The organism is Streptomyces sp. NPDC107471, from assembly GCF_055582845.1.
Genome location: NZ_JBVJPC010000004.1, coordinates 372936 through 384843, shown reverse-complemented (window position 1 = coordinate 384843; position 11908 = coordinate 372936). Strand labels below are relative to the sequence as shown.

The 11908-nt window shown below is 74.2% G+C and carries 12 protein-coding genes; 3 read left to right on the top strand and 9 right to left on the bottom strand.

The window, feature by feature from the left end; all coding sequences use genetic code 11:
• Positions 1 to 223 precede the first annotated feature (223 nt).
• The gene (locus ACZ66S_RS15565; protein WP_469902042.1) at positions 224 to 1474 is read left to right on the top strand and encodes a M14 family zinc carboxypeptidase; all 1251 of its coding nucleotides are present in this window, start codon (positions 224 to 226) and stop codon (positions 1472 to 1474) included.
• Positions 1475 to 1501: 27 nt separating this feature from the next.
• Here ACZ66S_RS15565 and ACZ66S_RS15560 read toward each other — a convergent pair whose 3' ends face one another.
• From ACZ66S_RS15560 to ACZ66S_RS15550, 3 genes are all read right to left on the bottom strand, one after another.
• Positions 1502 to 1927, bottom strand: coding sequence for an SSI family serine proteinase inhibitor (locus ACZ66S_RS15560; RefSeq protein ID WP_469902041.1), 426 nt, complete (start codon positions 1925 to 1927; stop codon positions 1502 to 1504).
• A complete protein-coding gene (locus tag ACZ66S_RS15555) occupies positions 1924 to 3288 on the bottom strand; it encodes a M14 family zinc carboxypeptidase (RefSeq protein ID WP_469902040.1) in 1365 nt (454 codons plus the stop codon). The genes ACZ66S_RS15560 and ACZ66S_RS15555 overlap by 4 nt, the downstream gene beginning before the upstream one ends.
• Positions 3289 to 3426: 138 nt before the next feature.
• Positions 3427 to 3978 (bottom strand): DUF1707 and FHA domain-containing protein, encoded by a 552-nt coding sequence (locus ACZ66S_RS15550; protein ID WP_007385491.1) that lies wholly within the window; start codon positions 3976 to 3978, stop codon positions 3427 to 3429.
• Positions 3979 to 4151: 173 nt separating this feature from the next.
• Here ACZ66S_RS15550 and treZ point away from each other — a divergent pair, with 173 nt between their 5' ends.
• On the top strand, positions 4152 to 5897 hold the full coding sequence (gene treZ, locus ACZ66S_RS15545) for a malto-oligosyltrehalose trehalohydrolase (RefSeq protein WP_469902039.1): 1746 nt from the start codon (positions 4152 to 4154) through the stop codon (positions 5895 to 5897).
• 20 nt (positions 5898 to 5917) lie between these two features.
• On the opposite strand, the gene ACZ66S_RS15540 is transcribed toward treZ, so the two are convergent.
• The 4 genes from ACZ66S_RS15540 to ACZ66S_RS15525 form a co-directional block, all read right to left on the bottom strand.
• Complete coding sequence (locus ACZ66S_RS15540; RefSeq protein ID WP_469902038.1) at positions 5918 to 6451, bottom strand: hypothetical protein; 534 nt, start codon at positions 6449 to 6451, stop codon at positions 5918 to 5920.
• Between the two features lie 81 nt (positions 6452 to 6532).
• Entirely contained in the window at positions 6533 to 7477 is a 945-nt protein-coding gene (locus tag ACZ66S_RS15535; RefSeq protein ID WP_469902037.1) for an aminoglycoside phosphotransferase family protein, read from the bottom strand.
• A 46-nt stretch (positions 7478 to 7523) separates the two neighbouring features.
• Positions 7524 to 8648, bottom strand: a complete 1125-nt coding sequence (locus tag ACZ66S_RS15530; RefSeq protein WP_469902036.1) for an aminopeptidase P family protein — start codon at positions 8646 to 8648, stop codon at positions 7524 to 7526.
• A 115-nt stretch (positions 8649 to 8763) separates the two neighbouring features.
• On the bottom strand, positions 8764 to 9384 hold the full coding sequence (locus ACZ66S_RS15525) for a LysE family translocator (protein ID WP_469902035.1): 621 nt from the start codon (positions 9382 to 9384) through the stop codon (positions 8764 to 8766).
• Positions 9385 to 9512: 128 nt separating this feature from the next.
• Between ACZ66S_RS15525 and ACZ66S_RS15520 the strand changes: the two genes are divergently transcribed.
• On the top strand, positions 9513 to 10268 hold the full coding sequence (locus tag ACZ66S_RS15520) for a metallophosphoesterase (RefSeq protein ID WP_469902034.1): 756 nt from the start codon (positions 9513 to 9515) through the stop codon (positions 10266 to 10268).
• Between the two features lie 40 nt (positions 10269 to 10308).
• Here ACZ66S_RS15520 and ACZ66S_RS15515 read toward each other — a convergent pair whose 3' ends face one another.
• Complete coding sequence (locus ACZ66S_RS15515) at positions 10309 to 10899, bottom strand: PDZ domain-containing protein (protein ID WP_469902033.1); 591 nt, start codon at positions 10897 to 10899, stop codon at positions 10309 to 10311.
• A gap of 89 nt (positions 10900 to 10988) precedes the next feature.
• A complete protein-coding gene (locus ACZ66S_RS15510) occupies positions 10989 to 11864 on the bottom strand; it encodes a LysR family transcriptional regulator (protein WP_469902032.1) in 876 nt (291 codons plus the stop codon).
• Between the last annotated feature and the right edge of the window lie 44 nt (positions 11865 to 11908).

The window sequence follows — 11908 nt, the reverse complement described above, 5'->3', positions numbered from 1 at the left end:
CTGCACCAGCAGTGATGCCGGGCCGCCGTCCCGGGCCGCGCTCCAGGGCGTGACGGATGGCACGGTCGTCGCGGGGGCGTGGACAACCCGGTCGAAACCCACGGCCCCGCCGACTGCCGGGAAATGCATCCGGGCGCCCCCTGGAGGCTCCCCACGGCGTGCTTGACACCTCAACCAGACCGTGGGGTACTGCGGAGGGCGAGGCCGGTCGGACGGGTCGGGGGTGAGTCTGCTGCCGGAGCTGCGCTACCCGACGGTGGCCGAACTGGTCCGGTCCGCGCGGGCGTTGGCCGCGCGGTGGCCCGGCGTCTGCCGGCTGCGGCAGGCGGGCGTCTCGCGCGCGGGCCGGCCCCTGCATGTGCTGTCGGTCGGCCATGCCCGCAGAGCCGTTCTGGTGGTCGCGGGCGCCCATGCCAACGAGCCGACCGGCGGCCCCGCCGCCCTGGCGGTGGCCCGACGGGTGCTGGCGGAGCGGGAGTTGCGGGCGGACACATCCTGGCACTTCCTGCTGTGCGCGGATCCCGACGGGGCGGGCCTGCACGTCACCCCGGCGCCGCGCAGTCTCTTCGACTACCACCTGGGGTTCTTCCGTCCGGCCGGGGCGGAGCAGCCGGAGTGGGCACCGGCGATGCTGCCGCCGGACCGGCTGCCGCCCGAGACCCGTGCCCTGACCGGGCTGATCGACGAACTGCGGCCCTACATCCAGGCGACCCTGCACGGCACCGATCTGGGCGGGAGCTGGGTGCAGTTGACGAAGGACGTGCCGGGGGTCGCCGAGCCGTTCGCCAAGTCCGCGGCGGAGCTGCACATTCCGGTGGAGACCGGTGCCTCGGACGCGGCGGGCTGGCCGGCGGCCGGACCCGGGGTGCATGTGATGCCGGCGCCGGGCGCCGGGGCGGCGTACCCGAGCATGCCGGACGACGCGCGGCACAGCACCTGGTACCACGCGCACCGCTACGGGGGCCTGACCGCGGTGGTCGAGGTGCCGATGTGGGCGAGCGACCTGGTGGACGATCCGGCCCCGCATCCGGCGCCGGCGGCGGCGATGCGGTGGCTGGCGGGCCGGCTGCTGTGCCAGTCGCGGGCGGTGGAGCGGGTGCTGACGGATGCGCTGCCGCGTCTGGAGGGTGCCGGCGGTCCGCTGCTGCGGGCGGCGACGTGGGGTCTGGAGCTGGTGCCGGGGCTGGCGGCGGACTGGATCCACACGCGCCCCGCGGACGACACGCGCGCGTACATCGGCAGTGTGGACGCGTTCTCCCGCCGGCTGCCGCTGCGGGCGGCGGCCATGCTGCTGCGGGTCCTCCAGGAGACCGACGACCGCGCGGTCCCGCGGCTCGAACGGCTCGTCAGGGCGTGGAGCGAGTCCTTCGCGGAACGGTTCGAGGCCCGCTGGGTGCCGTTGGAGCACCAGATCGAGCACCAGGCCCGCACGGTCGTGACGGTGGCCCTGCACGCGCGCGAGCGGGCGGGGTGAACCGGAGTCCCGCCGCGCGGGCGGGTGTCAGCCGTCCAGTGCGAAGACCGCCCCGGTCCGCGCGCTCATCACACAGCCGTTCGAGAAGGTCTGCCGGTACTCGACCGGTCGGCCGCCCCACTGCCCACTGGCCCGGACGGTGACCGGCGCGTAGAGCATCGGGCAGTAGACGTCGGCGAGCGGCAGGGCGTCGATGTGTCCGTCGACGGCGTCCAGTTGGGCGCAGGCCTCGGCGGCACGGCCGTGGCCCTGGGGCGGGTCGCACAGCAGGAGGGTGCCGCGGGTGTCGCTGGAGCGGCCGTCGCCCGTGGTGACCATGAGGTAGAGGTGGTCGGCGCCGGGGAACGACCCGGCCGTCGCGGGGGCCGCGGTGGCGAGGAGCAGGGCGGCCGCCGCCGTCAGACCCAGGTGTGCCGCTCGTCGTACCGCTGATGCTGTGATCGTGTGCGTCATTCCCGATGCATCGGCACGGCGGCCTCGGATCCCCACCCCGGCTCACCCGAACGGGAACACGCGGGCGCGTCCCGCGCGGCGAGTTCGAAGGCGGAGAGCACGACCCGGGACTGGTACTCGATCTGGCGCGGGACCGGGATCCAGCGTGCGCCGCAGCCGTCGCGGTAGTCGGCGCACCAGAGGTCGACGAGGCGGTCCAGTTCCGGCAGCGCGCCGGCCGGGTCGGCGCCCGCGCGGGTCACGAGCTGGTGCAGGAGTCCGGCCGTGCGCAGGGCGAGGCGCCGTCCGGCGATGCGCAGCGCGGCCAGGTGGCCGGTGCTGAGCGGGGGCATCGGGCGGCCGCCGTCGGTGACGTCGGGGTCCCAGGCGTCGGCGAGTCCGGGGCAGACCAGTAAATAGTCCTCGACCGGGGCGAGCAGCCGGGCCGCGTCCGGGGCGGCCGAGACGTACGGCCGGATCCGCGCCAGGACGCCCTCCAGGAGCCGGGCGTCGCGGCGCAGCGTGTGGCTGACGGTGCGCAGCACGGCGGGCGCGTCCGCGGGGATGCCGCCGTCCTCCACGGCAGCCACGCCCCACATGGGCGCCTCGACGACGGCGGTCACGGTGCCGTACCGGTGCGGGTGGTACCAGGTCGACTCGACGGCGGCCTCCGTTATGGCGGCGGCCAGGTCGCCGCGGCGGGGCGGCGGGATGCGATAGACGGCGGGGCCGAGACACGGCCAGTAGAGGGTGTCGTACGGGCCCAGCTCGCGCGGGATGCGCAGCCGGGCCGCGGTGTGGGCGACACGCCGGGCGAGACCGGGCAGGTCGCGGGTGAGCTCGACGAAGCCGCCGCCGACGTCGACGCCGTGCAGGGAGCACTGCAGGAAGGGCCGCAGTTCGTCCTGGAGGGCGAGCAGGGTGCGGGTCTCCGGGAGCGCGGCGGCGTCCGCGCCGTCGGGCAGCCACTCCGGCTGTTCGCCGAATCCGGGCCGGAAGAAGTTCCGGAAGTAGCGGTCGAGGGAGTACGGGCCGCGCAGCCAGCCCTCGTTGCGGCGCAGACCGTCGGGGTCGAGGCAGAGCAGCAGGTTCCAGGTGGCGTCGGCCTCGACGGTGAGCCGGGGGTCGGCCAGGGCACGCTCGGCCAGTCTGAGGACGGTGCCGCCGCCCACGGGCTCGTTGGCGTGCGGGCCTGCGACGACGAGGGCCTGCCGGCTGCCGTGGCCGACGGAGAGCAGCCACAGGGGGTGGCCCGCGCGGGAGGTGCCGGCGCGGCGCAGTCGGGCGTCCTTCGGATGGCGGGCGACGAGCGCCGCGGCCCGTGCGCCGAGCTCGTCGACGGTCGGGTAGCGGAGGAGGGGCGGCAGGGCACACCTCCACAATGTGGTGCCGTCGGTTCACCTGGTGTGCATGGTGTACGCACAGTCAGTCACGAGTTGAGGGGTACGTCAACACCGCGCGACGCAAAGGGTTTTGCCCCGCGACCGCACGTAAAGCCCAGGCCAGAGGTGAGGTTGGGCTCAGTTGACCGCGAGCCGGAAGGCCATCCGGCCGAACCCGACCTGGTCGCCCTCGCGGACGACGGCGGCGCCGATGACCCGCCGCCCGTTGACCGTGGTGCCGTTCGTGGAGCCGAGGTCGCGCAGGACCCACATGCCGCCCTGCCGGCTGAGTTCGGCGTGGACGCGGGAGACCGTCTCGTGGGTCAGCCGCAGGCCGTTCGCCGGGTCACGGCCGATGCGCAGCGCGTGGCCGCTGCCGGGGTGCGGCAGCAGCAGCTTGGGCAGGCGCTCGGCCTGCCACGCCCTGCGCAGCCGCACGGTGAAGCCGGAGACGGCCTCGACGGTGCCGAAGACCAGTCGGGAGACGCGGCTCTCCTGGGGCAGGTCCGCGGTGAGCACGGCGAGTTCGTCGGACCGGCGCGCGATGAGGGCGAGTTCCATGCGGCGCACGAACGTGTCGTGCGACAGGCGGCCCATGGCGACGCCGTCACGGAGCACCTTCAGCACCTTGTCGCGCTCCGCGTCGGACAGCCGCGCGGGGTACGTGTTGAACTCGAAGGACGACGTCACGTTGGTGATTGTCGGGCAGTGAACCCCGGGTGTCCAGAAAACGAGACGAGGGCCGCCCCACGCGCGTATCCGACGACACCTGCCGCAAAGGGGAGGATTCCCAGGCGGATTGATCTCGTTTGAAGCACCATGGACGGGCTACATCACGGTGAGCAGACGAAGGGGAACCGTCCGTGCAGTTCGAGGTGTGGGCACCGCAGGCCGGCCGTGTGACGCTCCATTGCGAGGGCGCCACGCACGCGTTGGAGCGTGATCCGGAGCGCTCGGGATGGTGGTGGGGCGAGGCGGAGGCCGGACACGGCACCCGGTACGGCTTCGCGCTGGACGACGGCCCGGTGCTGCCCGACCCGCGCTCGCGCCGTCAGCCGGACGGCCCGGACGGACTCAGCGCCGTCGTCGAGCACGAGCGGTACGACTGGCGTACCCCGTGGACGGGCCGAGGACTGCCTGGGGCGGTCCTCTACGAACTGCACGTGGGCACCTACACCCCCGAGGGCACCCTGGACGCGGCCGCCGCCCGTCTCGACCATCTCGTCGAACTCGGCGTCACCCACGTCGAGTTGATGCCCCTGTGCCCCTTCCCGGGGCGGCACGGCTGGGGCTACGAGGGCGTCTCGCTGTGGGCGGTGCACGAACCCTACGGCGGTCCCGAGGCCCTGAAGCGCTTCGTCGACCGGGCGCACGAGCTGGGCCTCGCAGTCGTCCTGGACGTGGTCCACAACCACCTGGGCCCGTCGGGCAACTACCTGCCCGTCTTCGGACCGTACTTCACGGACACGCACCACACGCCCTGGGGTTCCGCGGTGAATCTGGACGCCCCCGGCTCCGACGAGGTGCGCGCGTATCTGGTGGGCAGCGCGCTCTCCTGGCTGCGGGACTACCGGATCGACGGACTGCGCCTGGACGCGGTGCACGCGCTCGTGGACACGCGCGCGTGCCACTTCCTGGAGGAGCTGTCGACCGCGGTCGACGACCTCGCCGCCGAACTGGAACGGCCGCTGTTCCTCGTCGCCGAGTCCGACCTCAACGACCCGCGGTTCATCACGCCCCGCTCGGAGGGCGGTCTCGGGCTGCACGCGCAGTGGAACGACGACTTCCACCACGCCCTGCACACCGCGCTGACCGGCGAGTCCCAGGGCTACTACGCCGACTTCGCCCGCGCCCCCCTGGCCTCGCTCGCCAAGACCCTCACCGGCGGCTACTTCCACGACGGCACCTACTCCAGCTTCCGCGGCCGCAGCCACGGACGCCCGCTGGACCGTACCCGCGCCGCGGCGCACCGGCTGCTCGGCTACTCCCAGACCCACGACCAGGTCGGCAACCGCGCCCAGGGCGACCGGCTGGCGGCGTCCCTCTCCCCCGGCCTGGTGGCCTGTGCGGCGGCGCTCGTGCTGACCGCACCCTTCACACCCATGCTGTTCATGGGCGAGGAGTGGGCGGCGAGCACGCCCTGGCAGTTCTTCACCGACCACACCGATCCCGAGCTCGCCGAGGCCGTACGCCGGGGCAGGCGGCGGGAGTTCGCCGAGCACGGCTGGGCCGAGGAGGACGTGCCCGACCCGCAGGACCCGGCGACCCGCGACCGCTCCTGCCTCGACTGGTCCGAGCTCGGACGCGAGCCTCACGCGCGGGTGCTGGCCTGGTACCGCCGGCTCCTCGCGCTGCGGCACGAGCAGCCGGACCTCACCGACCCCGACCTCGCCGACACCCGGGTCGCCTACGACGCGGACCAGCACTGGCTCGCCTTCCGCCGCGGGGACGTCCGGGTGGCCGTGAACCTCGCGAAGTCGCCGGCGGCGATCCCCCTCGGGCCGCGCGAGGCCCGTGTACTGGCGGCCTGGGAGCCGGTGGACGGGCCGGGCCCGGACGGGGTGCTGCATGTGCCCGGGGAGTCGTGCGTGGTGCTGCTGCAGACGTGAGGTCATGAGGTCCCTCCGGTTCACGGGGCGACGGGCAGGGCGTCGCGTCCCTGGTGGCTGACACGGGTCTGGAGGACGCGGCCGCGCAGGACGATGACCGCGAGGCGGACGACGACCTCGCCGAAGGCCATGAGGACAAGGGCGGCGACCCACGCCTGGGCGCCGGTGATGTCGTGGTCGACCGAGAAGCGGGCCACGTGCCGCGCGCCGGAGGGGTGGGAGGACCACACCGCGAAGCCGAGGCGGAAGCCCATGCTGAGCACCCACAGCGCCGCCGCGCCCGGGGTGGCCCTGACCCGTATGTGCCCCTCCGCGCACCGCACCCGGGTGATCAGACCTCCGGCCAGGCCGAGGGCGATCCCGGTACCGGCGAAGGCGCCGATCAGCACCGGGTCGTTGCCCGCGGTCGGGATGTCGTGCAGGTAGGCGGTCGCGGCCCAGCCGATCAGCGCGAGCGGCAGCAGGATCGTGCGCAGCCGCAGTCTCTCCTCCCTGAGTTGCCGGAAGACCACCAGGAGGAGCGCCACGTCGATGAGCCAGTCGGAGATCGTCATGCCTCGACTATCCGGCTCCGGCACGGTCGAGCGCCTCGACCCACGGGTGGAACGAGGGTGGAGAAGAGCAGGTGGAGACGTCTACAACTCGGCCTCGTCCGTCTCCTCGTCCCGCAGCTCGGTGACGCGTTCCAGGAGGATCGCCTCCCAGGCCCGCCGCAGCCGGGTGCGCAGGAGGGGCAGGGGCTCGGGAGCGCGTCCGTCCAGGCCCGCGGCGAGGCGGATCACGGTGTCGCAGCGGGCGAGCCACAGGCCGCGCAGACAGGGCCGGGCGCCGTACCCGGCGAGGGTGGCGGCTCGGACCGCGGCGGGTGAGCCGACGGCGAGCGCGAGGCCCGCGATGTCCTCGGCGGGGTCGCCGACGACCGTGTCGGTCCAGTCGAGGACCCCGCGCACCCGGCCGTCGGCGCTGACGACGAGGTGTTCGCCGGTCAGGGCGTGGTGCACGAGGACGGCTCCGCCGGGCTGCGCGGCGAGCTGGACCGCGGCCGGCGAGGTGAGCTGCTGGAGCCGGGCCGGGTCGAACTCGTCGGCCTTGCGCAGGCGTTCGGCGGCCCGGCCGGCCTCGCGGCGCAGCGCCTCCAGGGAGCGCGGGCCGACCCTGGGGACGCCGAGCGCCTCGGCCTGGCGTACCGGTACCTCGCGCAGTCCGGTGAGCAGGCCGGCCAGGTCTGCCTCGCCGACGGCGGACACGTCGTGCTCCTCCGCCGAGCCGCCGGGGACCTTGGTGTCGAGCGTGTAGGCGAGCCCGGGCGCCCACTCGCCCTGCGCCACGCTGGTGGGCACCGCGACCGGCACGTGCGGGCGGACCAGGTCGCGCAGCCGCAGTTCACGGCGCCTGCGGGCGGAGGCGTCGCGGTCGGGGGCGAGGCGCAGGACATGGCGGGCGCCGATCCACCAGGTGCGGTGCCCGGCCTCGGTGACGGGCCGCACCTCGGGCCCGCCGGTGTCGGGAGGGCCGTCCTTGAGCAGGGAACGGACCAGCCGGCGGACCGTGTCCGCGGTGGGTGTCGGTGCCTGGGTCATGGTCGCGCCGTAGTCGCTCGAGGGGTGGAGGGCTCCTGGGGCTGGGTCAATCCACTATGACCATCTCGCGGGTGGTGTCGTTGAGCCTGCGGCCGCCGTCCTCGGTGACCGTGACGATGTCCTCGATGCGTACCCCGAAACGGCCCGGCAGATAGACGCCGGGCTCCACCGAGAAGCACATCCCGGGAACCAGGGGCTGCTCCTCGCCCTCGATCATGTACGGCGGTTCGTGCGTGGTGACGCCGATGCCGTGGCCGGTGCGGTGGATGAAGTACTCGCCGTACCCGGCGTCGGCGATGACCGCGCGGGCGGCCCGGTCGACCTCCTGGCAGGGCACGCCGGGCCGTACCGCCCGGAAGCCCGCCTCCTGTGCCGCGCGCACGAGGTCGTGCACCCGGCGCTCCTCGTCGCTGGGTTCGCCGACGTGGACCGTGCGGGAGGTGTCGGAGCCGTAGCCGTCCTTGAGGCCGCCGAAGTCGAGGACGACCATGTCGCCGCGTTCGATGACCCGGTCCCCCACCTCGTGGTGCGGGTTGGCGCCGTTCGGTCCCGAGGCGACGATGGTGAAGTCGACCTGGGAGTGGCCGAAGCGGCGCAGCAGGCCGGCGAGGTCGGCGGCGACCTCCGACTCCCTGCGCCCACCGAAGCGGACCTTCCGGATCTCCTCGAAGGTCGCGTCGGCGGCCGCTCCCGCGGCCGCCAGCAGTTCCAGCTCCGCCGCGTCCTTGACGGCGCGCAGCATCGGCAGGGCCTCGGTCAGGGAGGCGTACGACGTGCCGGGCAGGGCCTTCTGGAGGCCCAGCAGGTGCATGGCCCAGGCGTTGTCGCTGATGCCGAACCGGCCGTCGGCGCCCAGGAGGGCGGCGGTGGCGGCGTAGGGGTCCTTGCCGTCGGTCCAGTCCCGCAGGGTCAGGGCGCTCGCGCCGGCGGCCTTGGCGGCGTCCGGGGCCTCCAGGGTGGGCACGACGAGGACGGGGTCCTGTCCGGGGGCGAGGACCAGCAGGGTGAGCCGTTCGGTGACGGCCGTGGGGGCGTAGCCGGTGAGCCACACCAGGTCGGGGCCGGGCGCCACGAGCAGTCCGGCGAGCCCGGCCTCGGCGGCCGACCGTGCCGCGCGCTCCATGCGGGCCCTGTAGTCGTCGGCGGCGAAGGGCGCTGCGGTGCCGGTCATCAGGGCCTCCTGGGGCGGGTGAGGGTCTTTGGGCAGCATCCTGCCCGGACGGCGAGGGGCGCGCGAGCCGGTCGACGGGTCTTTCCGACGGACCGGGCGGGGCGCCGGGCGTACGTCAGCTCTCCAGGGCCATGCGGACGCCGAGGAGCAGCAGGACGCCCCCGGATACCTGTTCCAGCCGTCGGCGCACGCCCGCGCGGGACAGCACGGCCCGCAACCGGCCGACGAACCACACGTAGAGGCCGTAGTAGCCGATCTCGTAGACGGCCCAGAGCGCGGCGAGCCCCACCATGGTGGGCAGGTGGGGGGCGCCCTCGGGCACGAACTGCGGCAGGAAGGACAGGGCGAAGACGGCCGCCTTGGGGTTGGCGAGGTTGAGGAGCAGTCCCGCGCGGTAGGCGGCCCAGCCGGTCCTGCCGGTGCTCTCCCAGCCGCCGCCGGTCGTGCCCTCGGTGCGGCGCGCCTGCCGCAGCGCCTGGACGCCGAAGCCGACGAGCACGACGGCTCCGGCGACGCGCATCACGTCGTAGGCGATCTCGGAGGCCGTCAGCAGGGCGGTCAGGCCGAGCGCGACGACGACGCCCCAGACGAACACGCCGGTTTCGTTGCCGAGCACGGTCAGGAAGCCGGAGCGCCTGCTGTGCAGGGACTGCTTGATGATCAGCACGGTGCTCGGCCCGGGTGACGCGGCGATGAGGGTGCAGGCCCCCAGGAAGGCGATGAGCGTGGTCGGCATGGGCTCATCGTGCCGTCGGCGGCCGGATCCGGACCAGTGGTTCTCCGCCACCGGCCGACGGAAGTACTTGATCCGGCATCACGTCTAATGTTTGGATCAAGTCAAAACATTAACGAGGGGGGTACGTCGTGCTTGTGCTCGCACACATCAGCGATCTGCATCTCGACGGGACGGCACGGGCGACGGAGCGCGCCGAGCGGGTGCGTGACCGGTTGTGGCGGCTGCCGGGACAGGTGGACGCCCTGCTGGTGACCGGTGACATCGCGGATCACGGCGCCGAGGCCGAGTACGAGGAAGCCGCGCGGATCCTGGGCCTGCACGAGGGCGACCCGCCGTTCCCGGTGCTGACCTGCCCCGGCAACCACGACAGCCGCGCCCCCTACCGCAAGGCCGTGCTGCGGCAGCCGGCCTCCGACGGGCCGGTGAACAGCGTGCGCGTCTTCGACGGCGGCGCGGTACTGATGTGCGACTCCAGCATCCCCGGGAGCGACGACGGGGCGCTGGGCGAGGAGACGTACGACTGGATCGAGGCGACCCTCGACGAACTGGACGGGAGCCTTCCGGCGCTGCTGGCCTTCCATCACCCGCCGGTGGCGCTGCACCATCCGCTGCCCGACTCCTACCAGTTGCACGATCCAGGGCGGCTGGCCGCACTGCTGGAACGGCGGCCCGGGATCGCCGGACTGATCACGGGGCACGCGCACACGCCCGCGGCGACCGTGTTCGCCGGGCGGCCCCTGGTCGTGGGGCCCGGGGTGACCTGGACGCTGCGGCTGCCCTGGGAGGGCGAGCAGATCGCGGACCGGGACGCGCCCGTGGGCCTGGCCTTCCACGTGCTGGACGACGAGGGACGGCTGACCACGCACTTCCGGGTCGTCCCGTGAGCACGCGCGCGTGCCGAGGGCTCAGACGACGACCGAGGGCTCAGACGACGACCCCCGGTACGACCGTGAGCTGCTGGTAACCGCCGCCGCGGTGGCGGACCGTCAGCACGACCTCGCGGCCGGCACGGGCGCGCCCGACGGCGCGCGCGAGGTCGTCGGCCGTGTCGATACGGGCCCGCCCGAAGGCGAGGAGGACGTCGCCGCGGACCAGGCCCGCCGCGAAACCCGGGCCCGGGACGTGGACGCCGACCACCAGGGCACCCGACTTCTCCGCGTCCACGGCCTCCAGCCCGAGGGTCGGCGCGGCGGGCGCCGGCGAGGGGGCGGTGGCGGGCGCCGTGGACGCCTGCGCGGGGCCCGGGTGTGCCGAGGCGGACCGGCCGCCCTGGTGAGGCCCTGCCTGCCGCTGGAGTTCGGCGAGTTTGCTCATGGCGACCACCGTGGCCCCGACCGTCCCGAGCCCCACCCCCGCAAGGACCAGGACGGCCGCGACGAACAGGCCGAACAGCAGGGTCGTGATCCGGCGTCCGCGCCGGCGCGCGGCATGGGGGCGCCGGGCGGGCCCGGGCTTCCCGCCCCCGCCGGGCTCCTGACCGGGCATCGGCTTGGGGCGCAACGCAGTCTGTTCCATGGATCGCCTCCGGCTCGAACACCACCGGCTGGTGTCTACCCTGCGCACCGGCGCGCGACGAGCCACGAACGAGTGAGACTGACGGGCGGTCAGGAGCGGGAAGGGGCCGGGACCAGCAGGTCCACGAAGTCCGCCGCCGCTCCGTCCGGCGCGCCCGCGTACACCAGTTCCGTCCGGTGCACGACCCGCGGATGGGTGAGCGGCACGGCGACCGTGCCCGGCACTCCGGTGGCCGCCGACCGGGGCAGCAGCACCAGGCCGTGTCCGGCGGCGGCGAGGGCGGTCAGGGCGCGCACGTCGGTGCCGTCGTAGCGCAGGGCGGGCCGGAAGCCGTGGCCGCCGTTCGCGGCGCGGAGCCGGGGCAGCGGCAGGGCGGTGTCGGGGGCGTCGATCCAGCGGGCGTCGGCGAGATCCCCGAGACGCAGTCCGGTGCGCCGGGCCAGGGGGTGACTGTCCGGCAGCAGGACGCACACCGGCTCCTCGCCGACGCCCCGCGTGGTCAACGGGGCCACGTCGGGCAGTCGCAGCGGGTCGCTGGGGGCGACCAGCCCGTCGGTCAGACCCAGGTCGGCCGTGCCGGTGGCCACGGCAGCCGGAACCACGTCACGGGGGCTCACCTTCAGGGTCACGCCGGCCGCCGGGAGCGCGGCGAGGATCCGCGGGCCGAGGGCGGTGGGCGCTGCCGCGAGGGTCAGTCCGTGCGCGGGAGCGGCCGCCATCCTGGTGACGTCCGCGCGGGCCGCGTCCAGGCGCAGCAGCAGCGGCTCGGCGTGCTCCAGGAGCCGGGCGCCGGCGGCGGTGGGGCCGACGGGACGGCGGGTGAGCAGGGGCGCGCCGAGGTCCTGTTCGAGAGCCGCGATGTGCTGCGACACCGCCGACTGGGTGTAGCCCAGTTCGCGGGCGGCCTCGGAGAAGGAGGCCAGGCGGGCGACGGTGACATAGGTGCGCAGGAGGTGCGGGTCCATGCGCCTCAGCATCGCATCAGGACTGCTTATCGACCGTGCAGCAA

What these genes read in the sequence shown, in the direction of transcription:
- ACZ66S_RS15530 (WP_469902036.1), bottom strand. Translation starts at nt 8,648, where the DNA reads ATGACCGGCACCGCAGCGCCCTTCGCCGCCGACGACTACAGGGCCCGC.
- ACZ66S_RS15535 (WP_469902037.1), bottom strand. Translation starts at nt 7,477, where the DNA reads ATGACCCAGGCACCGACACCCACCGCGGACACGGTCCGCCGGCTGGTC.
- ACZ66S_RS15560 (WP_469902041.1), bottom strand. Translation starts at nt 1,927, where the DNA reads ATGACGCACACGATCACAGCATCAGCGGTACGACGAGCGGCACACCTG.
- ACZ66S_RS15540 (WP_469902038.1), bottom strand. Translation starts at nt 6,451, where the DNA reads ATGACGATCTCCGACTGGCTCATCGACGTGGCGCTCCTCCTGGTGGTC.
- ACZ66S_RS15525 (WP_469902035.1), bottom strand. Translation starts at nt 9,384, where the DNA reads ATGCCGACCACGCTCATCGCCTTCCTGGGGGCCTGCACCCTCATCGCC.
- ACZ66S_RS15515 (WP_469902033.1), bottom strand. Translation starts at nt 10,899, where the DNA reads ATGGAACAGACTGCGTTGCGCCCCAAGCCGATGCCCGGTCAGGAGCCC.
- ACZ66S_RS15510 (WP_469902032.1), bottom strand. Translation starts at nt 11,864, where the DNA reads ATGGACCCGCACCTCCTGCGCACCTATGTCACCGTCGCCCGCCTGGCC.